Here is a 25183-nt window from a genome sequence, read left to right as displayed (position 1 = left end):
ATCTTGATCTGTTTTGCAGATTAAAGATACTGTATGTATATACAGTAATTTTCCGGGAGTCCGGTTATGAAGTTTTATCAGCCCGCGGAGATCCGCGCAATTCTGGAACTGCCTTTTTTTATCAGCCGTGTTCCTTGTGGTTTCCCGTCCCCGGCGCAGGATTATGTTGAGCAAAGGATCGATCTGAATCAACTGCTGGTGAATCATCCCGGGGCGACTTATTTTATCCGTGTCAGTGGAGATTCTATGACGGAAGGCGGGATTGATGACGGAGATATGCTGATTGTTGACAGTTCACTCACTGCCGGGCATGGAGATATTGTGGTGGCTGCAGTCAGCGGTGAATTTACGGTAAAACAGCTGATGTTGCGTCCTTCCCTGCATCTGCGGCCAATGAATGCCAGGTATTCGGAGATTGCCATTACCGATCCCGATCAGTTCGAGATTTTCGGGGTCGTCAGGCACGTGGTAAAAACCTTCGGCCAGTAAGGCGGGGGAGTGGCAGCGCTATGGAAGGATGCTGCCAGTCCGTAAAAAAAGCTGCCTTTTCTCATGCTTTACTGCTATCTCCAATACCATCCCGCCGCTGAATATCCTTTATGGCTGCTCTCGCTGATATCCCTTTGCCATGCAGGGCAGGATAACGACCGGTTACTTCGCCACCGGCAGATCGCTATAGCGTGTGGTATAGGCAGGGGACAGCATATCGCGCTTCATCGCCCAGCTTTTACGAATCCCCTGTCCGGCGAACCATAATTTGCCTTTACCACTCTGGTTCAGCCCGTCAACCACACGCATCAGCGCTTCACTGTTGGCACGGGGGGCATGTTCATCAAACAGGTTGAGTTGTGACACTCCCTGGCTGAAAAAGTCCCCCAGCACCACCCCGGCTTTCATATAACGATGCCCGTCGCGCCAGATACCTTCGAGCATATCCATCGCGACATGAATAATATCGCGGGTATCGTTAGAAGGGGTGAGTAGTATTCCTGTTGCCTGGTTGCCGTAAAATGTTTCGCCGGCAGTGTGAGGGCTGGTGCGGATAAATACGGTAATCTGCCGGCAGTACTGGCGTTCACCGCGCAACTTTTCTGCGGCACGTTCGGCATAAGCACAGACCGCCTGACGCATGGCTATGAATTCGGTGATACGGGTACCAAAAGAGCGCGAACAGATGATTTGCTGTTTTACCGGCGCAAACTCCTCCAGCTGCAGACAGGGTTCGCCGCGCAATTCACGGACAGTACGTTCGAGTACCACATTAAAGTGTTTGCGGATAATCCAGGTGCTTTGCTCAGATAGATCTTTAGCGGTGATAATTCCCATGGTATTCAGTTTGCGGCTAATTCTGCGGCCAACGCCCCAGACTTCTTCTACCGGCACCAGCGACATCAGTTTACGCTGACGTTCGGCATTGGATAAATCCAGTACCCCGCCGGTTTTTGTCCATTTTTTTGCTGCATAATTAGCGAGTTTTGCCAGCGTTTTGGTGGGGGCAATACCAACTCCCACGGTCAGGTGTGCTTCCTGCTTCACCCTCTGGCGAATTTCATGGCCAAACTCATCCAGGTCCCGACAATTGCGTATGCCACTCAGATCCATAAAGGCTTCATCGATCGAATAGATTTCTACCGAAGGGGCCATGCTTTCCAGGATCGACATTACGCGATTACTCATATCGGCATACAGGGCATAGTTAGAGCTAAAGACATGAATATTATGTTTTTTTATCTCATCTTTTAGCTGGAAGTACGGAGCGCCCATCGGAATATTGAGTTTTTTCACTTCGGCACTTCGGGCAATGACACAGCCGTCATTATTACTCAGCACGATCACGGCTTTTCCCCGCAGATCCGGCCTGAATACGCTCTCACAGCTGGCATAAAATGAATTGACATCAACCAGCGCGAACATAAGCCCTCCGTGATGTTGGTGACAGAAAGAAGTACTTTTCCCTCAGCCGGATAAACTGACGGATAACATACCAGGCCGGATAACTGTGCAAGAGAATGGCGGATAATCCGTCTCTCAGTCTGTGATTGATAGTGATAACCAGGGTCATTTCCCCACCGATAAATACTGTTTATATATACAGTATTCATCGGTAGGGTAAATGGGTCAAGCTCCCGGAGGAACAAGCCGGTAAAGCTATTGGCGGGTAAGGGAATTTAGCGGGTGGGGGGGAGGAAGTAACAGAATAATGGGGCTGCTCGTGATGGTCAGCTGTGTAGTATAGTGCCAGCCTCTAAAAGGCGCTTTAACGGCATCAGATAGCAATATCAAACAGCAATTCCCGTAACCAACGATGGGCGGCATCGCGATCTGTGCGGTCATGCCAGACGACCATTTTGGTAAAGCCTTTAACTGCCAGCGGTGGCGGTAACACTTTCAGGCCTGGCAGATTCAGCGTTAGCCGGCGTGGAACCACACTGATCAGGTTACTGACGCGTAAAATTTCCGGCAGCACCAAAAAATTGCATACCGACAGGGTAACCCGCCGGGAACGGCCCAGAGCGTCCAGGGCCTCGTCAGTGACACCGCGGAAATTTCCCCCGCTATACGACACCAGAGCATGATCTTCAGCGCAAAATGCATCCAGCGTCAGGGCGTTCGGTTGTGCCAGCGGGTGTTGTTCACGCATTAAACAGACATAGTCTTCGTGGTACAGAGAGCGGGCATGCAGATCCGGGGGAGCACTGTCGGGGGTGACCAGCGCAATATCAATATCCCCGCGCTCGAACTGAGCATTTAGCTGTTCATTATTCACCGGCAGCACCGCTACACGGATCCCTGGAGCCTGTAACTGCAGTGCTGCCATAAACGGAACAATCACCGCCCGCAGGGCGTAATCAGTGGCCGCTATTTTTAACGTTATTTCTGCGGTGGCAGGATCAAAGGCTTTCGGTTGCAACAGTTCGCTGACTTCCGCCAGAATCGCTTTTACCGGCTGGGCCAGCTCAAGGGCGCGCAGGGTTGGAATAATTCCACGCTGGCTGCGGGTAAATAGCGGGTCATCAAAACACTCACGTAACCGTGTCAGCATGCCACTGACCGCCGGTTGTGTCAGAGACAACCGTTCAGCGGCACGGGTCACACTGCGCTCATCCAGCAGCGCATCCAGTGTTTTCAGTAGATTAAGATCAAGGGTACGGATATCGGTTTTCATAGCTCTCTGGAATGACAGGAAACTCAGAATTCAGCGGTTATCAAAGCATGCGGCGGAGGATTTAGCCAGTCAGCCGGCCATAAAATTACAACCAACGCCGGGTTAAGATATTATATTTCGTGATATCTGAAATAAAAAATAGTGATTGGCCTTATTTCTTCATCAGTCAGATAATTTTGTTGTCCGCTAACAGAATGCGTAGCTTTTTATGATGGAGACCGACGATGAAAATGAATGCAATTCACTGGCCGGAAGGTTTCGTGCCTGGTTTTTCTGATAACTACTGTTCTAATGAAGTGATTGTGGCGGGTCTGACGACGGAAGATATCTGGCCATTACTCACTACCCCGGCACACTGGCCTGAGTATTACCAAAACTCGGCGAATACCCGCTTTTATGACAACAAAGGCCCGGAACTGGAGCAGGACGTCCGTTTTTACTTCGAAACGTTCGGTTTCCCGGTGGAATCTAAAGTGACCGAATATGTGGCGCCAGCGCCAGGTGAAGCTGCCCGTGTATCATGGCATGGCTGGGCGGGTGAAGAAGGTACTGATGAACGTCTGGACGTACTGCATGCCTGGCTGGTGGAAGATCTGCCGGATAACCGGGTACGTATCCTGACCCAGGAAACACAGAATGGTAAGCCTGCCGTTGAACTGGCGAATACTAAACCTGACCCGATGATTAATGGTCATCAGGACTGGCTGAAGGGCTTGGTGGCTGCCGCAAAAGCGGCAAAAGCTGGGAAGTAATCAGATCCGCTGACTGAGCCACTCCAGGGCCTGTTGTGCCCTGGAAGAGAGTAGCCATCTCGTCCGCTGGATGAACCAGAGGGTATCTGCCAGCCCGTAGCCTGCCGGCCCCTTATTCACACCGGCTGGAGCGCTACAGCGTCAGCGAGTAACACCGATATGGCGCCGGATACGGGGCGCCATTTTTCTCCTCTGAATTCTTATTCTCCCTGAGAACGTTGGTGCGGGTGATGAAAAAACACCACGGACTATTGCTATCAAAATACATTAGCACTAATGTATTTTTCATCATCAGCGAGGAACAGTGTATGAAAATCAAACCCGGCCTGGGAGAGTTACTCCGATATCTGGCTGAATTAGTGGATAAAGGTTCTGAAGAAACTTACCGGAATATGAATATCCGCTATCGGCCACGGTTCACGCCTGTCCTGCGGGCTATGCATGAAGGAGCCGTGACTATTCAGGACGTCACGGCAGCTACCCGTCTGACTCAGGGAGCCGTCAGTCAGTCGGTAGCTCTGATGGAACAGGAAGGGATTGTTAGCCGCCATCAACTCAGTGATGGCCGAAGTTCAGCACTCACCCTGACGCCAGAGGGGGAGGCGCTGACCAGAAGATTACTCAGTCACTGGGAGGCCATTTTCGGGGCGATAGCCACACTGGAACAGGATGCAGGATGGCCGGTGATGCGTTCTCTGGAAACACTGGTCCATTGCCTTGAAACCCGGGGTTTTCAGGAAAGAATCGCACTTGCCAGTGCAGCATTGTCAGTCACAGGAGAACAACATGCCATCAACCGTAAGTGATCGTAACTGGTTCAGTGCCGGTGGCAGTGATTATGCACAATATCGTCCCCGTTATCCTGCAGAACTGGCGGCTTTTCTGGCGACTCTGGCACCGGACAGACAGTCCGCACTGGATGTCGGCTGTGGCAACGGACAACTCACCTGTCTGCTGGCCGACTATTTTGAGTCGGTTACCGGCACCGATCCCAGTGAGACGCAGATTCACAGTGCTGTCCTGCATGAGCGGGTGACTTACCACTGTGCGGCCGCTGAAACTCTGCCACAGGACGCTAAACAGTACAGCCTGATTACTGCGGCCCAGGCCGCCCACTGGTTTAAGCTGGAACAGTTTTACCGGGAAGTGAAACGAGTCGCGGCCCCGGAGGCCGTGATTGCGCTGATAAGCTACGGTGTATTACAGCTGGAACCCTTGTTAAATGAACGGTTTCTGCGTTTTTATCAGGATGAAATCGGTCCTTACTGGCCGCCAGAAAGGCAACGGGTGGATAACGGCTACCGCGACATCTACTTCCCGTTTGATGAACTTCCCACTCCGACGTTGCGCATCAGCTATCAGTGGACCCTGCAACAACTGCTGGGATATATCTCCACCTGGTCTGCGGTGACCCGGGCACGCGAAGCGGGGAAAGCTACGGTTTTACAGCAATTTAGCCGGGATATTGAGATGTTATGGGGTGACCCGCAAACACTGCGGCCAGTCAACTGGCCGGTGATTATCCGGGCCGGAAAAGTGGGTTGATCTCAGGCTGAGCCGGGCGGTTCTGCCGCCTGCGAATAGCTAACAATGGCATGACACAAAGAGACAATTCACAGGGGCTTTTGGCCGCCAGGGCAATAAGGTCATAACCTCAGGGGGAGGGTTTCGGTGGATGGCTGGCTGCAGAGGTACAGAAAAAAGCCAGCGTTACCATCAGCAGAACCGGTAGCATCGCCATTTTCAGGCCGGCATGCTGACCTGTTATCCCCAGCAACGGCGGTCCGGCCAGGAAAGCGACATAACCCACAGTCGCAGCGATAGTGACACGAATATTGCTGTTGTTGCCTTCCCCGGCGGCCGACAGTGTTAGCGGAAACCCAAGTGATGCGCCAATTCCCCATAGCAATACGGCGACCGCAGCCAGCCATTGGCTGGCAGAGAAAACGATTAACAGCAGACCGGTAATTGCTGACAGAGCACTGAATCTCAGCATTAACACCCGGCCGAAACGGCGAACAAAACTGCCACCAATAAAGCGTCCGAGGGTCATGCCTGCAGTAAAACCGACATAGACCAATACCCCACTGGAATGACTGAAATGATATGCATCGGTCATCAGAAGGGGCACCCAGTCATTTGCGGCACCCTCAGCCAGCGCCATGGCCAGGATGACTACGCTCAGCAAAAGCAGGCGCTTGTCACGCAGTGCACTGACAACCTGCGTCAGATAGCTGTCATGATGTGTATTACTGATGATTTCTTGTTCACTGTGCCAGCCGAGCCGCTTTATCAACGGTAATACACATAAGCCTGCCAGTACGAAAATCAGGGTGAAATGCCATTCAGGAGCAAGTTGCAGGTGAGTCAACAACATTCCGGCTAACGCTCCGACGAGAGTACCGCAACTGAAAAAACCGTGCAGAATCGTCATTATTGGTTTTTTTTGCAGTCGTTCAAATGCTGATGCTTCGATATTGATACAGATATCAGCGATTCCTGTACCAAAGCCAAACAGCGCCAGAGCAGAGAACGCCAGTACCACACTCTGCAGATTCAGACTTAACGCTAATACCAGCAATCCGCTCAGCAGCAGAAAATATCCGCCAGTCATCACCGGGCGGATACCATAATGGTTAATCAGTTTACCCGCCAGCAAAATTCCTGCCATCGAACCGCAGGAAAAGCCGAACAGGATCATGCCCATCGTTTCAACTGAAGCCTGTAAAATATCCCGCATCGCGGGGGTCCGGCTGACCCAGCTTGACCAACTGATCCCCGGTAAAAACATCAATGAAAATAATGCAGTTTGTTGAGTCAGTGCGGTTTGTCTTTGATTGTTGCTCATGCTGTTCCTGAAAATAAACGATCCCTGGCGCTCAGATTAAAAATCCCCGACAGGGAGTTCCGGGAGATCACCGATAACGAGTCACAATTGTGCGTAAAACATGATGAAGTACAAGTGAATATTCTGATGACAGCCGTTCAGTGCTGTATTGCGGCCGGAGTACCGGGATGAGCAGCCATCGGCTGGCGGCGAGCTAACATTTTGCGATCAGAAGACCGTAGACTCATGGTAGCCACCCCGGGACAAGGAATGCCGGCTTTTCAGAAAGCAACAAACTCAGATATCGGCTCCGGAATAATTAAAAAATTTTATGCCAGCATGCCGGGACCTGATATTGCATCTGACCGGCCGAATAAATGACCAGAGCCAGTCAGAGTGTCACTCACCTCCCCGGTGTCTGGTTTAGTCTGTAGCGCAAAAATTCATCAGTTATTAGCAATAAAATTAACCGGTAATTTTATTCTGTATAAATGTAACTCGGAATATTTCATTATTAGTGATTAGAGGAAGTTATTATTTTATTCGATTTTAAAGGTGTCAGGTTTAGAGAAAGGAAGGGGTTTTGCAATGAATATTTTGGTTAATTAAACCCTGTCGTTAAATTATCGATTATTTAAATAAACGATCTTTTATTTTAAGTTAAAAAAAATAGTGGCGATTAACTCTTAGGGTATTGGAGTATTTAGATTTTGATATCGTTAGTTATATAGTTATTGGTTTTTTATTCTGCCACATGTGTTTTACATAGCATTAAAAAGGAATTAGACTGAGCTTAAACCTAAGCTACATCTGAAATATTCTTATTTTTAAGCGATGGGTTCTATTTTTAGGGGCTAATAAAATTATATTTAGCTGCTCTCCGGGTATGTTGATAAGGAATATCCTGGTACCGGTAAAACTATGAAAAAAGAAAATATACAGCAGATGATTCGAGGTTGGTTTATCGGACCATTTAATCCCGCGGTGTTTCAGACTGACCAGGTAGAAGTTGCAGTGAAGCATTATTCTGCCGGTGATTACGAGGCTGCTCATTATCATAAAATTGCTACCGAAATCACGATGATAATCTCAGGGCGAGTGAGAATGACCGCAGGGGATTTTATATCCGGAGATATCATTACTCTTGAGCCGGGAGAGGTGACTGACTTTTTTGCAGAGGAAGATACGACGACAGTGGTGGTTAAATTACCGGCTGCAAGTGCAGATAAATATCCTGCGGGAGAGAAATAATGATTAATATTGTTATTCCTATGGCCGGGCGAGGTAGCCGTTTCTCTGCAGCCGGTTACAGCGACCCTAAACCCTTAATTATGTTGAATGACAAAAGAATGATTGAGGTCGTGGTTAATAACCTTCGTCCGGCGGCAGCACACCGGTTTATTTTTATCTGCCAATCCTCTCATGTCAGAGAATACCGGCTGGAACAGATACTTCAGCATATTGCACCGGGAGCGATTATTGTCCCTGTGGAAGGTATTACAGAAGGTGCTGCCTGTACGGTGCTGGCGGCAAAAGCATTCATAGATAACTCTCAGCCGCTGATGATCGCGAATTCAGATCAGTGGGTGGATACCAACATCAATCATTATTTGCAACAGATGGAAGACCGTTCGCTGAATGGATTGATAATGACAATGACAGCCAGTGATCCTAAATGGTCATATGCCTGCTGTGATAGTCACGGAAATGTAGTCTCGGTAACAGAAAAACAGGTGGTTTCTGATCAGGCAACGGTTGGTATTTATAACTACCGGTATGGTAGTGATTTTTGTCGGTTTGCAGAACAGATGATCCGAAATAACGACCGTAGTCAGGGGGAATTCTACGTGGCTCCGGTCTACAACTATATGTTGGCTGCAGGCCGTGGTCCTCTGGGGATGGTCAATATTGGCAGTGAGATGGAGGGCATGTACGGGCTGGGTACCCCCGCAGACCTGCAGGCATTTTGTCGTCTGCCGGTTTATTGCCAGGCCATTAATTTCGGGATGGCAGGTGAATCACACTAGCATGAGAATTATTCGTTACAGACATGACAAGAGACTCAATATCCGTACGTTGGAGCGAAGCTACAGTGCGAAACTGGCTCTGAAAGACAATCCCGATGCACTGACAATCATCAGTTTTTCGACCTGCCACGATTGTCCTACGGATAAAGAGGCTGTGGTCAACGGTAGTTCCCGGTTTATGTTACCGGATGTGCAGCATGTTGCGCTGATTAATATACAGAATGATTCGGCCCTGTATGCGCACCTGCTCTGGGATATCACCCATCAGATGCCGGTGGGATGCCGGCTTTACATCAAAGAGCAGATTCCCTGTAAAACTCTGCTGGAGCGTGATTATTATGCTCAGGCATTCAGTGAAATGGCCCCTGCGGAAGGGTTCAAAGTTTACAGCAAACATCACCCCCTGGCAGCAGAGCAGGACAAGGGACTTGAGCAGTGGAGTTTCTGTATCCCGGTCGGGCCGGAGGATCCGGTATTTCTCAACGCCTGTGTTGAACGTATTCTGCAACTAAATTTGCCTGAGTACGAAATTATACTCTGTGGTAATCCACACCCGGAATTCTTATATTTTGACCAGGTGCGGATTGTAGGCCAGGAGATAACTGCGCCTCCGGTACACATTACCCGAAAGAAAAATGTACTGGCCAAGGCAGCCCGGTTCGCCAATCTGTGTATTATTCATGACAGGGTAATGTTGCCGCTAAATTTCTATGATGCTGTGTGCCGTTTCGGTGACTACTATCCGTTTTGTGGCTTTCAGTCATTCTATTTTGCAGATAAATACAATGTGTTGCCGAGGAAATACTCTGATTTCAATACGATAGAACAGGACCTGTCCCGCGAACTGGATATTCATTCGGTAACCAGACAGGATACCGCACTGATCAGTAAGCTTTTCTACTGCTATCAGCATCCGGCGAGGAGTCAGTATGGCCATGACTACCTGACCGGCAGTCTTAGCCTGTGCAAAAAGTCAGTCTGGCGACATTGTCCTCAAAATGAACAACTATTCTGGAATGACTATGAGGATATTGAACAGGGAATCCGGGCCAGTCATTATGGAATCCCTACGGTGATTAATCCGTTGGCCATTACACAAAGTATGAATGCCCGGTCAGTGATCCATTATTACGGCTATGTCGCGGTAAAAGATTATCAGGGCAGGGACAGAATGAGCCGTTGCCTGTTAGAAATGGTGCCATTTTTACCGAAGAAACCACTGTTCAGAATCACCGCAGAACAGGCTCGTGAACGTATTTATCAGTTTGCCGGAAAATATGGGGCCAGTGGTCAGTTACTGCAGACTATCTCCTCGGCGGGGATGAGTGGTTTGTCCCGTTTTATGCTGATTAAAAAAGTTATCAAAGAAATTACCGTGAAACTCTCGCAAACCCGTGAGTTTATTAATGATTTCAGCCGGTTGATTCTTTGTGAGGAGATTGCACCCAATGAGCTGATTCAGTTGCTACGGGTAATGAACTCCTCCGCCAGTCCGGCGACTAAAAAAAGTGCCCTGATCGGCAGTTTTATTCTTAATAATCAGTTATCACACTCCTGGTTCTGTTCGCCATTTTACAAAAGTAATAATGACTGGTTTATCAGAGAAAATGTATTCAGCAAACTCAGTTTATGGTTCTCTGCCTGTTATCTGAAATATCTGTATAAAGGGGCCTATTTTCCGATGCCGGTGAGAGAGGTGGTGATCTTGTTGCATAACAGTACGCCTTACAGAAAATTACCGGGGAAAAAATGGAGTTAAAGGTTGAAGGTGTCAGTGAAGAAGAGTACGGGTTATGGATGAATGGCGGTAAGCAAACCCGGATTCCGGCCATTAATAAACAACAGTCTCAGGTGTTGTTATTAGGTTTTGACATGGAGAAGGTCAAAAATTTCGCTATCCATCTACATTGCACTACCCATGCTATTTTTGTAAAAGTGAATAATGATAAAGAATATGATACTTATCGTGAACATCTGATTACACTTATCAAGATGCTGGTGCTTGATGATTCAACACCGGACCGCCAGGTAATGGTTTTTATTGTCTCAGCGAAACACGAGGATTATAAAAACGAATTATGGTCATTTTTTAATATGAGCACCCGCTATCTTCGGATTCAGCATTTTGGTGAATATTGGGCGTTACTCAATAATCTGGCGATGATATTTCCGGGAGTGACTATAACAGAACACTATAAAAGGGCAGTGAAATTGCTCAGAAAAAAAATAAACTCACTCAGGGCATAGTCATGGAGAATATCAGTATCATTTTTCAGGGACGGGTGCTGGACGAGGGAAAAATTTGCAGTGGCATGATGGCTAATATTGCCACCACCAGGAGCCAGTTTCCAGACGATGAAATCATATTGTCCACATGGAATTTGAACCCGGGAATACGTGAGGAACTGCTGAGGCAACTGCATCCCTTAAAGGTACGACTGGTTGAAAGTCAGGATCCCGGTCCGCTGGTTTACCAGCAAAAAAACGCCCGCTGGACAACGAATATTAACCGGATGATTGTTTCTTCCCTGGAAGGTATCCGCCTGGCCAGACATGGGCTGGTGATAAAACTACGTACAGATTCACTGCTATATCAGTCTGATATCAGGGATATTTTATTACGCCGGCAGGAAGATGAACGAAATTTCCCCAGAGATCCGGAGTATGCATTATTTCAACAACGGGTAATTAACGGTAATGTTTTTGCGCGAAATGCCAGAGGATATATGCCCTATTTATTTCATCCCGGGGATATTTTTCTGGCCGGAAACCGTGAAGACCTGCTGGACTTGTTCGATATTCCACTCGCTGACAGTAGTGTATTTGAAGTTTGTTTCTGTTTTTCAATCTTTTCGTTAATGCGTTATGTGCCGGAACAATACCTTTGGGTCAGATATATTGAAAAAATGAAGGGCAGAATAGAATTCCCGGGTAATGCAGTATTTACAGAAACACTCAGGGAACGGTCAGAAAAGTATTACGTAAGTAACTTTATACCCTATTCCAGTGAACAGCTTGGATTCCGATGGAGCAAACATCAGCGGGTGTATAAAAACAAAGGGCTTTCCAGTGTTTACCGTCTGGAAGACTGGTGCAATCTCCAACGGAGCCACCTGCCTTCGCGGAAAAATCGGGGCGTATTTTATAAGGTCCGCACGGTCAGGGTTTTTATCCTGCGGCTACTGTTATGGATAAAGTTTTTGCCGTTACATTTCGCGTTCGTCCGTGCTATCGCAATACGGGTCTATGGACGACGCTGTTAGCTGCTGGCAGATCAACAAGGAGTGTTTTTCGGAGGGTATATGCAGATTTTATCGCACCGGGGGCTGTGGCGAACCCCGCCAGAAAAAAACAGTATTGTTGCGTTCAGCCGTTCATTCAGTCAGGGATTTGGCTGTGAAACTGACGTTCGTGATTTTAACGGACAACTGGTGATTTCTCATGATATTCCGGAACAGAGTTGTCTTTTGCTTTGCGATTTCCTGCAACTGCATACCCGTATTAACAGTCAGTTACCCTTAGCGTTAAATATTAAATCTGATGGTCTGGCAGGGGAGATTAGGCAACTACTCAGGTTTTTCAAAACAGAAAATTACTTTTGTTTTGATATGTCAGTTCCGGATATGCAGGACTATCTGGCCACAGGGCTAAAGGTTTATGCACGTATCAGTGAATTTGAACCAGAAAGCGCGTTGCTTAGCAAAGTGCAGGGGATCTGGCTGGATAGTTTCTTATCTGAGCAGTGTGACCTGCTGCAGCTTGAAAAATTTCTGCAGCTCGGATTACCGGTCTGTTGTGTTTCACCTGAACTGCACCGCAGGCAGAACGATATTTACTGGCAGCAGCTCTTGCGTTTTACGGCGAGATTTTTGTCCACAGACCGGTTGATGCTATGCACGGATCAACCCGAAGAGGCCAGAGAGGCATGGAATGACCAATAAAATTCAGGCAATTATCTTCGACATGGATGGCGTGCTGATTGATGCCAGAGACTGGCATTATGACGCGCTAAATCAGGCACTGGCGTTGTTCGGCCTGGAGATTGCCAGACACGACCATTTGTCAAAATTTGATGGCTTGCCGACGCGCGATAAACTTTCCATTCTGAGCGAGGAAAAAGGACTTCCCCCGGCACTGCATGGGTTTATTAATCAACTGAAGCAGAAATATACGCTGGATATTGTTTGCCGCCACTGCCGGCCAGTATTTCACCATGAATTTGCTTTGTCCCGGTTACGTCATGAAGGCTACAGACTGGCAGTCGCCTCTAATTCTATTCGTGACAGCATCGGGATGATGTTAAGCAGGGCCTGTCTGCTGGATAACTTCGAGTTTTTTCTGTCTAACCAGGATGTTACCCGGGGTAAACCTGCGCCCGAAATCTATCAGAAAGCTATCGCCCGTCTTGGGTTGTTACCGCATCAGTGCCTGGTCGTCGAGGATAACGAAAATGGTATCAGGGCAGCGACGGAGAGTGGTGCTTATGTGATGAAAGTGACGGGAGTCAGTGAGGTGAACTACGGCAATATCAAAAATTATATTCGTGCAATTGAGGGCCATTCCCAATGATGACCATTATTACGTCGCTGGGCGGTAACACATTATATGAAATGACTCCGGAGTTTTCGTATCCGAAAATACTCAATGAGATCGATAAAAAAACGTTGTTCGAATATTCGCAGGAGATTGTTGCCAGCCTGTCTGACACTACAAAACGAATTTTTCTACTGCCAGAACGAAGGGATAAGCAGTTTCAGCTGTCACCGATGATTTCAGTGGTCAGTCAGGGTGCAGGTAAAATCCTTTATTTACAGGGAGATACTGGTGGTGCGGCCTGCAGTTGTTTGCTGGCAGTCGAAGATATTGATGCTGAAGATGAGTTGATTATCATCTCAGCCGATCAGTATATTGATGCCAACATTCAGACAATTATTGAGTATTTTCGTCAACAGCAGGCTGATGCCGGGGTTCTGACCTTCAGGTCTTTACATCCAAAGTGGGCATTTATCAGAAAACAGGAAGATGACCGGATTATTGAGGTCGCCGAGAAGAAAGCAATCAGTCGGAATGCCATTGCCGGGTTTTATTATTTCAGAAAAGGGCAGTTTTTTACCCGGGCAGCTCAGGACAGTATCCTCAAAGGTTCCCTGGTTAACGGTCAGTATTATTTGTCAGGTTGCCTGAATGAGATGATTTTACAGAATATGAAGATCATCGGCTGGCCATTAGCGGAAGGGAGTTATCATAATTTTTATGATATTCACGCCATTCAGGAATTTTCTTCATTCTGTAGCTCCCGTAATTCACGCCCGGCGGCCAGAAAAGCTTATGTTGCGATGCTCGCCACTCAGACGCTTAAAAACCCCGGGCTGTTGTTCGGGAGCGAAGTCAGATTACAGGAGCATGGCGGACAGTTGTCAGGAATTACAGCGGTGAGCCAGGCATTAAATTATTTCCTCCATTCGGCACAGCACCTTTCCGTGGACGAACAACTGAGTAGTGATGACAACAATAAACATCTTATTTTTTATACCTTGTATTGCCAGGAAAGAATACAACGATTACTGGATGTAATAATTACCGGGAAAGAGGGGAAGATAGTGGAAATTCAGCGTTCGGAAGTTATCTGAGCTACCCGCATTGATATTTCATAAAGACAGTTGTTAAACAAATAATAATGAATTTTCAATTTAAATAAGGATATTTAGTGAAAAGTTTACTCCATGCGACATTTATTTCGGTGTCACTGGTTATATCATCCCCGGTGATAGCATTTGATAAAGTCTATACATTTGGAGACAGCATCAGTGATGGTGGATTTTCGGGGGCGATTACCCGATATCTGGCCGGCTATGACAGTAAGTTATATAACGAATTGATCTCTGAGGCATATACCGGGCAGGAACAATTGCCATATACGCAAGGCGGAACTAATTATGCTCAGTCGGGTGCTACAGCCAGTCAGACACCGTTTCTGATCTATAAAACCAGCGAGCAGATCAATCGTTACCTGGCACAAAATGGTCAGCAAGCCGGTAAAGAGGGATTATATATCCTGTGGATTGGCGGTAATGACCTCTCTGTGGATGTGGAGCAGAGCTTGTTGTCATTTAAATTCTCCAAAATTTTTGACAAGGGAGAGAGCTATCTGCTGTCAAATGCCCCCCGGGATGTCGTTGATCAGACCAGGCAGTTACTGGATGCGGGGGCCGGCATGGTGGTGGTTCCTAATCTGCCCAACGCTGGGATGAGTCCCTGGACCGGGACGGCGCTGTTTGGTTTTGCGCAGATGTTTCTGGGCGGCAATCTCTTAGATCTGCCCGGGCTCTATGCTATCCAGGATGAGTATTTACGTTCACTGGGCAGTATCGAAGGTGAAGAGGCACGTCAGACGGCTGTGATTAACTCAGTGGCGAATGTGCTGGAGAGAAAAGGGCTTAAGCTGCCAGTTGACCTCACCTCGGCAATACTGCGTGGATTTCTGGACATGGAAAATACGCTGACCCAACAGTTTAATAATGATGTAGAGAAAGGATTAAGTGGATTACAGGGAAATATTGTTCGTGCCGATGTGAACCGTCTTTTTACCGAAATTATTGACTCTCCGAAAACCTATGGCTTCGATAATATTCTGGTACCCATGTGTCAGATTGGGACACCGGCGCCTTTCTGCAAAGAAGATAGTCAGGGATTCTATAATGACCAGGTCTATTTATTTTCTGACTGGTTTCACCCAAGCCCGACGGCGCACGCAATGATCGCTGAATATATGATGTCGATCATCGATGCCCCGTTACAGGTCGTCGGATTAAGCGAGGGGATGAGTAATATTCAGTCTGACCGTCGTTTATTTCTCGATACACAGTTGCAAAAACAACGCATGGATTCCTCGGTTCAAAAAGTCACCCTGTTTGGCGGCTACAGTGGCAAATACAGTCGGGTGAAGGATAATGGCTTACTGAACGGCAGCAATGGTCTGGCGAGTAACGGACATATTGGATTTGCGCTGCAACCGGTTAGGGGACTGACTGTCGGTGGCATGTTCAGCACAGGTAGCAGTCATTTTAAATCGTCAGATCTGTTTAAATATCAATATACCAGTACTTCGGTGAGTCTGTTCAGCCAAATGGTTTTGAACAATGGGTTGTGGGGAAATATTGATCTTAGCAGCGGTAGCGCCCGGTTTGATCATATTCGACGAGGGATAAAACTCGGGGCTGCTATTCGTCAGGAGCAGGGACAGACCGGGGGCCGTTTTAGCGGTATAAGTGTCAATGCCGGTTTTGATATTACACTGCACCCCAATATCACCACAGGACCTGTACTGGGTCTCAGCTATGATCGAATGCAGGTTAACGGGTACCACGAAAAAGACAATAACAGTACTTCAATGAAATTCGGTAATCAGAAACAGAACCGGAAAAATATTTCGGTGGGATGGAGGTTTGATACCCGTAATTTACCGGTTAACCCGTACCTGCATCTGACTTACCGGCAGGAATCCGGCACTGCTCCGGACAAAGTCACCGCCTCATTAAAAAGTACAGGCACTCAGTTCTGGCGTGATACCAACCTGGCGAAGTCCCGGCAATGGCGTGAGGCGAAACTGGGCGTGTACTCTGAGTTAAGCGCAAACCTGAGTTCTTATGCTGCGGTTTATCTGAGCAACAGTAATGACCACAATACCATGATCAATTACGCCACCGGCCTTAGCTACTCATTCTGATTCATACCCTCACCACAGGGAACCCCGATTTTCATTAACACAGTTCTCCCCTGGCAGTAAGGGGAGAATCCTGGTGGTTGCTAATTTAGAACAGTGAGCCGTTTACAGAGGTTTATTCATGATCACAGAGCGTCGGAATATCCATATAATCCAGGTTTACCGTGGTCTTGCGGCGTTAGCCGTGATTTTTTATCACTATAGTTGGTTTATTTCACCACTTGAACAAACTCTGCTGAGACGGGGCTATCTGGGAGTGGATATCTTCTTTATGGTCAGTGGATTTTTAGTCTGGATAACGACCCGGCAGTTGCAGGCCGGATGGCAAAGTAGTCTGCGTTATATCGTGAAACGCAGTATGCGAATTATCCCTGCCTATGCGCTGGTGACCCTCGGATATGCCTTGTACTTTGCATTCACTCGCCCGACAGCAGACCTTATCTGGCAGACGTTTAAATCGCTGTTATTTATTCCCCTTAATGGAGGTAACTCGCCCGCTTATGGCTTTCCGTTGCTGGAAAATGGCTGGACGCTGAATTATGAGTTTTTTTTTATCTGACGGTCGCTGTCCTGCTATTGGCCGGACGCTACCGCTATGGGTTACTGGTGGCGATATTTTTTTTACTGATGTGGTTGATGCCGCGTGAACAACTGCTGATGAGTCAGTCCGTCGATGCATATTTTTACCGGCAATATTTCCTGATGATAAGTGATAGCGTGAATATCGATTTCCTGGCGGGACTACTGGCAGCCATGCTGTGGCAGAGAATGTCTGACCGTGCCGGGATAATGTGGTGGTTAATCATGGTGGGGGCGATCGTCTATTTTCTGCTGGCCGTGACTTTTTTGTATGCACCATTCGGTGATACGGGTAATCCGCACACCAGCGTAATGACGCTTCCCTGTTTTTTGCTGTTTATCAGCGGGCTAAAATTCAGCAAAATAAAACCACGTCAGTATCCCCGATGGTTATTGTTTACCGGGAAAATATCTTACTCGCTTTATTTATTACATATGGCAGTCATCTTTATGCTGGTCTCACTGGCACAGCATGTTTTTGGAATGCAATATTTCGATGAGTTTTCACATCGGTTTAATTTACTACTGGTCAGTCTGGGAGTGACCTTTTTTTTATCCTGGTACTATTATTTTATGATTGAAATAAAATTATCAGTATTTCTGCGGGATAAATTATTGGCGGTTATGAATTTATAACCAGCACCATTAATCAGAATCTAACGGAAGAGAGTAGTTATGTACAGTGAACGGAAATTACGAACCCTGAAAAAACGAGAAATTCTTCAGGCGTTGACAGAATTATGTAAAGACCTTAATTCTGAAACGCTTTCCGGTAGTACTTTACCGGAGCTTGAGTTCTGGCCGAAAACCCGCCAGATTGCAGATCGCTGCGATGCCAGTATTTATGTCACCCGCGCTATATTATTGCAACTCGAGGAGGAGGGGAAAGTCATTAAATCGCCACAGCTTTATTTTAATTCTTTGCGCTGGTTTATAAAAAAATTACCTTCTTAATGACTGAGCCCGACGACGCTGTCGTCGGGCAACAGAACTATTTGGCATTATTGATTCGCGGAGTATAACTTTGCTGCCGCTTTTCTGCCGGACGCAGATCACACTGTGCTGGCAGGAATGCCGCAATAATCCCGGCAATGGTCAGTGAACCAGCTAATACAATCACGGCGGTATTCTGTCCATACAGATAGATAGTTAACCCCACCAGATAAGGACCACAGAAGCCCCCAAGATTACCCAGACCGTTGATCACTCCGCGGGCACTCCCCGCCGCTTCCGGAGGAGCTATACGCCCGGGAATGCTCCAGAACGGGCTGGTGGCTGCTTTCAGGAAGAATCCACAGGCCACCAGTGCCAGATAAGCGGCCACCACATATTCACGTAACAGCACCGAGGCCAGCAGGCAGGCTGCAAAACAGAACAGAGAAATCATCACCCATTGCCGCCGCTTACCGGTTTTATCACTGAAGTAAGAGACGACATAAATTCCCGATAAGGTGGCTATAAAAGGTAAAACTGTCAGCAAGCCGACGTTGCCAATACTGGCCCCTGTCAGATTTCTGATGATAGTGGGCAGCCACAGGGTGTAACCGTAATCACCCGTCTGATAGAAAAAATTCAGGATGACTAACTTCATCAGGCCAGGGTTACGGAACACTTCTTTCAGGGGCGCATGGGTGAGCGGCGGAAGTTTACTGCGCTCCGCCCGGTCACGTGCCATTTCACGCTGCAAATATTCCCGTTCGGCAGCCGGTAACCAACGGGCATCTTCTGGGCGATCACTGACCATCAGCCACCAGACAGCCAGCACCACCACAGACAGCAGACCCTCGATAATAAATAACCAGCGCCAGTCGAGCAGTGCAATAATCCAACCGGAGATCGGTGCGGTTACCATCCCACCCAGCGGGGCAAACATCATCACAAACGCATTAGCACGCCCCAGTTCTTTTTCAGGAAACCAGTTACTGACCATGGTCAGAACTACCGGTAACATGCCACCTTCAGAGACACCGAGTGCGAAGCGTAATATCAGCAACTGATACTGTTGGGTGACAAATCCGGTGGCAATTGAGATGACGGCCCATGCCACCAGTGACCAGGCTATAAAGCGTTTACCACTGCCTCGAACGGCAATATGTCCTCCGGGGACCTGTAAAAACAGGTAACCAATAAAAAAAATGCCGCTGACCACTCCGGCCATCTGGCTGGACATCAGCAAATCCTGTTCCATACCACCAGGTAGCGCAAAACTGATATTTACCCTGTCCATAAATGACATGATGCAGGCAATCAGGATTGGCACAATAATCCGAAACCAGCGGGTTCCGGGCGGTGTTTTTTGCATGATGAATCCCCTTTATGTCTCGTCGGTTGTAGTAATGCAAAGCCCTGACGGGACTGTGGCATGACCCGATAATGTGCTTTTCAGGAACTATCAAACGTGTTTTTGGATTGATGATGTGGGATCCGGGTCACGTAAGGAAATGTTAAGAAAGTGTGTTACAAGGTTCGTGAGCCAGGCAGGGATAGGACAACAATTGAAGCCGGGTAACTCAGAGTGTTTCCCCGACCGAAAGACGGTAATGAAGGTCAATATGGATCTCCGGAGATTGTCCGGCAATCTTCTGTAGCATAATTTCTGCCACCGTTTTACCTATTTCAAAGCGTGGAGTGATCACGCTCGCCAGTTTTAACGGGGTCACCTGACCAATTTCCAGCCCGTGAAAGCCAGCGATACTGAGTTGCTGAGGAATTTTCACTCCTGACTGTAAACACTCCTGTAGCACTCCTACCGCTAAATCGTCGTTAGTACACAGGATACCGTCAACTTTCGGATACTGTTGGCGGGCCAGAGTCATCATACCGTTACCCATGGAGACTGAAGAGATCTTATTCGGGGTAATTTGTCCGGATGGACGACCAGCCTGTTGCATAGCCGCACAGTAGCCGGCAAAGCGTTGTTGATCCCTGAGATCGGACATTGAACCGAAATAGATAATGTTTTGCTTACCCCGGCTAAGCAGTAGCCGGGTCATATCAAAGCCAGCTTGCTGGTTATCGAATCCGACACAGATCCGCCCGGGCTGGTACTGATTGCCCATCACTTCTGCGACAGGAATAGCAGCAGCTTTAAGATATTTTTCGGCACGTAATGTATGTGTTGATTCAGAAAGAATGATTCCTTTTACCTGCATTGCCAGCAGTGCGGCAATTTGTTCCTCTTCCCGCTCAGCATCATAATCGTAACTGACCACAACGGTTTTGAAAGTGGTATTGCTGATGACCGATTCAATACCGGCCAGTAGCCCCGGGAATATCTGATTATGAAATGACGGGATCAAAACACCAATGCGGGCTGTGGTCTGGCTGGCAATCTGCGCATTGTCCTGATCCGGCTGATAGCCCAGTTCTTTGATAATCTCTGCAATCCGCTGTGATGTTTCAGCCGTGACTTTTTCTGGTGTCCTCAGATAACGGCTGACCGTCATGGGAGTCACTCCGGCCAGAGAGGCAATATCATGCAGTGTAATACGCTGGTTTTTCATACCGGAGATCCAGATAACCTAAACGGAATAGCTGCAGCAGAATGCCGCCAGCGTGGCAACAGGTTACTGTAAGAATAGCCGGAATGTCACTCAATGAAATCTGAAATTTATAACGGTCTCTGATGGCCATCGGGAATACAGGGCTACGGCCCGGGACCCACAAAGTCAGACTCCCGGGCACTGCCGGCCGGTTCAGGGATTTATCAAACGACCGATGGAACGAAAGAATTGCTTCTGCTCAGCCCCCTTTTTTATGGCTCCTTCCCGGTAGAAGTAGACTTTTCGCAGATTACAGTTAAGGAGCTCTGCAATATTTTTAGTGTTCAGGTTGTACAGGTAAGCACGCAACAGAGAAACCTGCTCTTTGTTGAGGTTTAGCCGGTTATTAAAGATAACACTATAATTTCTTTTACATTTCTCACTGTTGTTACGGCAAAGTATACGGATGAAAAAACTGAAGTCATCCAGAGATAATCGTTTATCCAGTTCAAAATCGGCGTTTTTGATACTCATAAACTGATGCAGGACAGAAAGCAGGCAAACTTTACATTCGGGTAAATATTGTTTGATTCTGAAAATATCGCTTTCCGGGTCTATGACTATCGAACGGGTGGTCAGGGTGTCATAGAAAATGAATTCAAAACTGTCAGCAGAGGGGTGATTAAGTAGCTCTTCGACAGAAGAGAATTCATGAACAGATATATTGTCAGAAATGTATCTGCATAATGTTTTAATAGCTATGCAGGTATAATTACAGGTATCAATAATAGCAATTGACCGAATGACTTCCTTGTTATTCATATAGCACCACATTTTATTTACAATGTTGATTTTTATGTGAAATCCATTTACCGGTGATATTGGTGTTGGTGCACGCGTGAGACGCTGGCGGATGATGCCTGTGATGACATCCGACTCACGTGATTATTTGGTAAGCAGAATTTCTCCCCCTGATAATAATAATATCGTTTGATTATGGCAGTTATTTACCCCTCGTTCCAGCAGACAGGGTTGAATTATCTAAAAATAAGAATATTACAGTTTGGTCAGCTTGTTATGTGGAGCCTTTTAGACGCTAATTAAAAAACTTGAGGCTCAGAATACCTGGCATAAATAATCATTGTCCCGGGATTTATTTGTCACTTTTATATACAGCAATTGACACAAATTACCCGCAGGAACCCTTGTCACGAAAATTTGAGCGGTTTGCTGAGCGGGATGAACAACATCGCGCAGGCAGCCTGACGAGCAAAACCTAAGCAGGGCTTAACCGTGGGCAGGAAAATATACAAGTGATAAATCAGACAAAGATCACATATTAAAAATAAAGGACAAAAAACAGCCACCAGCCTCTTTCATGTTAAGGTGAATGGCAGTTAAAGTTACGCGTAACAGCTAATGAAATGAGAGCTTCTGATGAGTAAATTATTCGATTTAACCGGCAGGCGGGCGTTGATCACCGGTTCAACGCAGGGACTGGGTTTACTGATGGCTCGTGGGTTGGGAGAGCATGGTGCAGAAGTCATTATTAATGGTCGTGACCCGCAACGATGTGAAAATGCGGTCGCAGAGTTACAGGCGCTGGGTATCCGTGCCAGTGCCCGTGCTTTTGATGTTACCGATCCCGTGGCAGTGACGGCAGCCATCGACAGTATTGAAACTGAAACGGGTCCTCTGGATATTTTGATCAACAATGCCGGAATACAGCATCGTGCTCCTTTCACTGAGTTTCCGGTAGAACAGTGGGATCGGATTATTGACGTCAATCAGAAGTCAGTTTTTCTGGTTTCACAGCAGGTTGCCCGCAAAATGATGCTCCGTAAACGAGGAAAAATTATCAATATTTGCTCAATGCAGAGCGAATTAGGGCGCGATAATATTACTCCTTATGCCGCGTCAAAAGGCGCAGTAAAAATGCTGACCCGTGGGATGTGCGTCGAACTGGCACGCTATAACATTCAGGTCAATGCGATTGCTCCTGGCTATTTTGACTCAGAGATGACGGCGGCTCTGGTCAACGATAAGCAATTTTCTGACTGGCTGTGTCACAGAACCCCGGCCGCGCGTTGGGGAAAACCAGAAGAGCTGATGGGCGCTGCTGTATTCCTCTCTGCGGCAGCATCGGATTTCATTAACGGTCATGTCTTATTCGTCGATGGCGGAATGCTGGCCTCGGTTTAAATCGTGAGGGCGGACGTTAAGGCGTTTGCCCTGCGCATTATTCTCCGGCTATCACCAGGGCCGACACAGGATTTTCCTCCATGGATAACAGCAGAAAACTGCCGGTAAAACGGTGGTGGTATTTAATGCCGGTTATTTTTATTACCTACAGCCTGGCTTATCTGGATCGGGCAAACTATGGCTTTGCCGCAGCGTCAGGTATCGAGAGTGACCTGGGAATCAGCCGGGGTACCTCTTCCCTGATTGGTGCACTGTTCTTCCTCGGTTACTTCTTTTTCCAGGTACCCGGAGCTATCTATGCGGTAAAACGTAGTGTACGTAAATTGGTGTTCACCAGTTTGCTGTTATGGGGATTTTGTGCCGCCGCGACCGGTCTTATCAGTAATATTCCGGCGCTGATGGTGATCCGTTTTATCCTCGGAGTGGTGGAAGCGGCTGTGATGCCGGCAATGTTAATCTATATCAGCAACTGGTTTACCCGCCAGGAACGATCACGTGCCAACACCTTTCTGGTACTAGGTAATCCGGTGACGGTGTTATGGATGTCTATTGTCTCGGGATATCTGATTAATGCGTTTGGCTGGCGGGAAATGTTTATTTTCGAGGGGGTTCCTGCCTTAATCTGGGCCATCTTCTGGTGGTGTATTGTCCGTGATAAACCGGAACAGGTGAGCTGGCTGACAGAAGCAGAAAAGCAGCAACTGGCCAGTGCCATGGCCGAAGAGCAGCAGGCGATACCACCCATGCGCAATGTGCCGCAGGCCTTACGCTCCCGCAATGTGGTAGTGCTTTGTGTATTACACGCGCTGTGGAGCATCGGAGTCTATGGGTTTATGATGTGGATGCCATCCATTCTGCGAACTGCCGGATCGGTAAACATTGTCCAGGCAGGCTGGCTGGCTGCCGCGCCTTATCTGGCCGCTATAATTACTATGCTGGTGATTTCGTGGTTGTCAGATAAAACCGGCTTGCGTCGGCGATTTATCTGGCCCCTGTTACTGTTAGCTTCCGTCACCTTTTTTGGGTCGTGGCTGCTGGGGAGCTACTCATTCTGGTTATCCTATGGCTTACTGGTGCTGGCCGCTGCCTGTATGTATGCCCCTTATGGACCATTTTTCGCGCTGATCCCTGAATTACTGCCAAAAAATGTGGCAGGTATTTCCATCGGATTAATTAACTGTTGCGGTGCATTGGGGGCATTTGTCGGAGCCTGGCTGGTGGGCTATCTCAATGGTCTGACCGGCGGTCCGGGAGCTTCTTATACTTTTATGGCCATTGCATTACTGGTGTCAGTAGGGTTGGTATTTTTCCTGAAAGTTCCCGCAGGGAACCGACAGACTGCCCCGTTACTCAATGTTGATGCTGAAAACCAGGAGCCCCGATGAAGCGGAACAGGATGTCTTTGCAGGATATCGCGACTCTCGCCGGACTGACCAAAATGACCGTCAGCCGTTACATGCGGGGGCCAGAAAATGTTTCTGAACGCAGCCGTCAGGCCATCGATGCTGTCATGCGCCAGCATGACTACATACCTAACCGGTTACCGGACATTCTGGCCGGGGCCCGCAGCCGGACTCTGGGAGTGATTATTCCCTCATTCCGTAATCAGATTTTTTCTGATGTGCTCGAAGGCATTCAGCAGGTAGCGGAAGAACACAATTATCAGACGATTATTGCCAGTCACGACTATGATCCGCTGACCGAACAGCGAAAAATTATCACACTGCTTTCATATCACATTGATGCACTGATTCTGACTGGAAGACAACACAGTACAGCTGCGCTCGGCAGCATTCGTGCCTCCGGTGTACCGGTGGCTGAACTGATGGAAATTGGCCCCGGCGCGCTGGATTTGCAGGTAGGTTTTGATAACCAACAGGCTGCCTGCGATATGACTGAACAACTGATTACCCGTGGGCGACAGCATATTGTTTTTCTGGGCTCGATGGACGATCCGCGTGATATCAGCCGCTACCGGGGGGTTCAACAGGCCCTGCAGCGACGGGGAATGACAGGGCGGCATATTGTGCCGAAAGAGATCTCGTCAATGGCTCTCGGACAGAAAATGTTCGGGCAGATTATGCAGAAGTATCCGCAAACCGATGCGGTGTTCTGTACCAATGATGACCTGGCCGTGGGGGTTTTACTGGAGTGCCAGGCCCGGAAAATTGAAGTTCCGCAGCAGATTGCGATCGCCGGATTCCACGGTCTGGATATCGGTCACGCCAATCAGCAAAAACTGGCCAGTGTGATTACGCCAAGACTGGCTATCGGCCAGGTCGCGACCCGCCAACTGTTGAACAGGCTGGAAAAAAACGGCGACCCGGCAGCGGATGAACTCTGTATCGATCTGGGATACCGGCTATTTATGGGGGATACCTTGTAGCCGGTATCACTTTCTGTTGCACCGGGCAGAGCCTGCCAG

At 47.9% G+C, this 25183-nt stretch carries 25 protein-coding genes; 19 read left to right on the top strand and 6 right to left on the bottom strand.

From position 1 onward, the window contains the following. Window positions 1-66 precede the first annotated feature (66 nt). Window positions 67-489 carry a translesion error-prone DNA polymerase V autoproteolytic subunit gene (gene umuD, locus B3Z23_RS01045; RefSeq protein WP_294900345.1) on the top strand — a complete coding sequence of 141 codons (423 nt, stop codon included), beginning with the start codon at window positions 67-69 and terminating at the stop codon, window positions 487-489. Between the two features lie 162 nt (window positions 490-651). Here the strand turns inward: umuD and umuC are convergent, their stop codons facing one another. Both umuC and B3Z23_RS01035 read right to left on the bottom strand, forming a co-directional pair. Further along, window positions 652-1914: a translesion error-prone DNA polymerase V subunit UmuC gene (gene umuC / locus B3Z23_RS01040; protein ID WP_294900342.1), complete on the bottom strand. Its 1263-nt coding sequence runs from the start codon at window positions 1912-1914 to the stop codon at window positions 652-654. Between the two features lie 352 nt (window positions 1915-2266). Beyond that, window positions 2267-3166 (bottom strand): LysR family transcriptional regulator, encoded by a 900-nt coding sequence (locus B3Z23_RS01035; RefSeq protein WP_294900339.1) that lies wholly within the window; start codon window positions 3164-3166, stop codon window positions 2267-2269. 230 nt (window positions 3167-3396) lie between these two features. On the opposite strand from B3Z23_RS01035, the gene B3Z23_RS01030 reads away from it, so the two are divergent. The 3 genes from B3Z23_RS01030 to B3Z23_RS01020 all read left to right on the top strand — a co-directional run bounded on the left by B3Z23_RS01030 (window position 3397) and on the right by B3Z23_RS01020 (window position 5463). Then, complete coding sequence (locus B3Z23_RS01030) at window positions 3397-3918, top strand: SRPBCC domain-containing protein (protein WP_294900460.1); 522 nt, start codon at window positions 3397-3399, stop codon at window positions 3916-3918. A 308-nt stretch (window positions 3919-4226) separates the two neighbouring features. Next, a complete protein-coding gene (locus B3Z23_RS01025; protein WP_294900336.1) occupies window positions 4227-4724 on the top strand; it encodes a MarR family winged helix-turn-helix transcriptional regulator in 498 nt (165 codons plus the stop codon). After that, window positions 4705-5463: a class I SAM-dependent methyltransferase gene (locus B3Z23_RS01020; RefSeq protein ID WP_294900333.1), complete on the top strand. Its 759-nt coding sequence runs from the start codon at window positions 4705-4707 to the stop codon at window positions 5461-5463. Before B3Z23_RS01025 ends, B3Z23_RS01020 begins: the two co-directional genes overlap by 20 nt. 109 nt (window positions 5464-5572) lie before the next feature. Here B3Z23_RS01020 and B3Z23_RS01015 read toward each other — a convergent pair whose 3' ends face one another. Beyond that, the gene (locus tag B3Z23_RS01015) at window positions 5573-6766 is read right to left on the bottom strand and encodes an MFS transporter (RefSeq protein ID WP_294900330.1); all 1194 of its coding nucleotides are present in this window, start codon (window positions 6764-6766) and stop codon (window positions 5573-5575) included. 900 nt (window positions 6767-7666) lie between these two features. Here B3Z23_RS01015 and B3Z23_RS01010 point away from each other — a divergent pair. The 12 genes from B3Z23_RS01010 to B3Z23_RS00955 all read left to right on the top strand — a co-directional run bounded on the left by B3Z23_RS01010 (window position 7667) and on the right by B3Z23_RS00955 (window position 18028). Continuing rightward, window positions 7667-7996: a hypothetical protein gene (locus tag B3Z23_RS01010; protein WP_294900327.1), complete on the top strand. Its 330-nt coding sequence runs from the start codon at window positions 7667-7669 to the stop codon at window positions 7994-7996. Then, on the top strand, window positions 7996-8772 hold the full coding sequence (locus B3Z23_RS01005) for a glycosyltransferase family 2 protein (protein ID WP_294900324.1): 777 nt from the start codon (window positions 7996-7998) through the stop codon (window positions 8770-8772). The genes B3Z23_RS01010 and B3Z23_RS01005 overlap by 1 nt, the downstream gene beginning before the upstream one ends. Before the next feature lies 1 nt (window position 8773). After that, window positions 8774-10531: a hypothetical protein gene (locus tag B3Z23_RS01000; RefSeq protein WP_294900321.1), complete on the top strand. Its 1758-nt coding sequence runs from the start codon at window positions 8774-8776 to the stop codon at window positions 10529-10531. Next, window positions 10522-11019: a hypothetical protein gene (locus tag B3Z23_RS00995; RefSeq protein WP_294900318.1), complete on the top strand. Its 498-nt coding sequence runs from the start codon at window positions 10522-10524 to the stop codon at window positions 11017-11019. Before B3Z23_RS01000 ends, B3Z23_RS00995 begins: the two co-directional genes overlap by 10 nt. A gap of 2 nt (window positions 11020-11021) precedes the next feature. Next, a complete protein-coding gene (locus B3Z23_RS00990) occupies window positions 11022-12035 on the top strand; it encodes a WavE lipopolysaccharide synthesis family protein (RefSeq protein ID WP_294900315.1) in 1014 nt (337 codons plus the stop codon). 39 nt (window positions 12036-12074) lie between these two features. After that, window positions 12075-12713 (top strand): hypothetical protein, encoded by a 639-nt coding sequence (locus tag B3Z23_RS00985; protein ID WP_294900312.1) that lies wholly within the window; start codon window positions 12075-12077, stop codon window positions 12711-12713. After that, the gene (locus B3Z23_RS00980; protein WP_294900309.1) at window positions 12703-13341 is read left to right on the top strand and encodes an HAD family hydrolase; all 639 of its coding nucleotides are present in this window, start codon (window positions 12703-12705) and stop codon (window positions 13339-13341) included. The genes B3Z23_RS00985 and B3Z23_RS00980 overlap by 11 nt, the downstream gene beginning before the upstream one ends. Next, window positions 13338-14402: a sugar phosphate nucleotidyltransferase gene (locus B3Z23_RS00975; RefSeq protein WP_294900306.1), complete on the top strand. Its 1065-nt coding sequence runs from the start codon at window positions 13338-13340 to the stop codon at window positions 14400-14402. The genes B3Z23_RS00980 and B3Z23_RS00975 overlap by 4 nt, the downstream gene beginning before the upstream one ends. Window positions 14403-14479: 77 nt before the next feature. Beyond that, complete coding sequence (locus B3Z23_RS00970) at window positions 14480-16498, top strand: autotransporter domain-containing protein (protein WP_294900303.1); 2019 nt, start codon at window positions 14480-14482, stop codon at window positions 16496-16498. Between the two features lie 118 nt (window positions 16499-16616). Beyond that, complete coding sequence (locus B3Z23_RS00965) at window positions 16617-17054, top strand: acyltransferase family protein (RefSeq protein WP_294900299.1); 438 nt, start codon at window positions 16617-16619, stop codon at window positions 17052-17054. Window positions 17055-17071: 17 nt separating this feature from the next. Further along, window positions 17072-17710, top strand: coding sequence for an acyltransferase family protein (locus B3Z23_RS00960; RefSeq protein ID WP_294900296.1), 639 nt, complete (start codon window positions 17072-17074; stop codon window positions 17708-17710). 39 nt (window positions 17711-17749) lie between these two features. After that, complete coding sequence (locus B3Z23_RS00955) at window positions 17750-18028, top strand: FaeA/PapI family transcriptional regulator (RefSeq protein ID WP_294900293.1); 279 nt, start codon at window positions 17750-17752, stop codon at window positions 18026-18028. Window positions 18029-18065: 37 nt separating this feature from the next. Here B3Z23_RS00955 and B3Z23_RS00950 read toward each other — a convergent pair whose 3' ends face one another. The 3 genes from B3Z23_RS00950 to B3Z23_RS00940 all read right to left on the bottom strand — a co-directional run bounded on the left by B3Z23_RS00950 (window position 18066) and on the right by B3Z23_RS00940 (window position 21378). Continuing rightward, a complete protein-coding gene (locus B3Z23_RS00950; protein ID WP_294900290.1) occupies window positions 18066-19376 on the bottom strand; it encodes an MFS transporter in 1311 nt (436 codons plus the stop codon). A 208-nt stretch (window positions 19377-19584) separates the two neighbouring features. Next, window positions 19585-20577 carry a LacI family DNA-binding transcriptional regulator gene (locus B3Z23_RS00945; RefSeq protein WP_294900287.1) on the bottom strand — a complete coding sequence of 331 codons (993 nt, stop codon included), beginning with the start codon at window positions 20575-20577 and terminating at the stop codon, window positions 19585-19587. Window positions 20578-20769: 192 nt separating this feature from the next. After that, window positions 20770-21378 carry a hypothetical protein gene (locus B3Z23_RS00940; RefSeq protein ID WP_294900284.1) on the bottom strand — a complete coding sequence of 203 codons (609 nt, stop codon included), beginning with the start codon at window positions 21376-21378 and terminating at the stop codon, window positions 20770-20772. Window positions 21379-21993: 615 nt separating this feature from the next. Between B3Z23_RS00940 and idnO the strand changes: the two genes are divergently transcribed. The 3 genes from idnO to B3Z23_RS00925 all read left to right on the top strand — a co-directional run bounded on the left by idnO (window position 21994) and on the right by B3Z23_RS00925 (window position 25144). Next, complete coding sequence (gene idnO, locus B3Z23_RS00935; RefSeq protein WP_294900281.1) at window positions 21994-22758, top strand: gluconate 5-dehydrogenase; 765 nt, start codon at window positions 21994-21996, stop codon at window positions 22756-22758. 80 nt (window positions 22759-22838) lie between these two features. Further along, window positions 22839-24143, top strand: coding sequence for an MFS transporter (locus tag B3Z23_RS00930; protein WP_294900278.1), 1305 nt, complete (start codon window positions 22839-22841; stop codon window positions 24141-24143). After that, window positions 24140-25144, top strand: coding sequence for a substrate-binding domain-containing protein (locus B3Z23_RS00925; RefSeq protein ID WP_294900275.1), 1005 nt, complete (start codon window positions 24140-24142; stop codon window positions 25142-25144). The genes B3Z23_RS00930 and B3Z23_RS00925 overlap by 4 nt, the downstream gene beginning before the upstream one ends. The last annotated feature ends 39 nt before the right edge of the window (window positions 25145-25183 follow it).

Origin of the sequence: Tatumella sp. UBA2305, assembly GCF_002345795.1 — a bacterium.
Lineage (GTDB): Bacteria > Pseudomonadota > Gammaproteobacteria > Enterobacterales > Enterobacteriaceae > Tatumella > Tatumella morbirosei.
The sequence above is the reverse complement of the archived record's forward strand: the minus strand, read 5'-3'. Positions and strand labels throughout refer to the sequence as shown.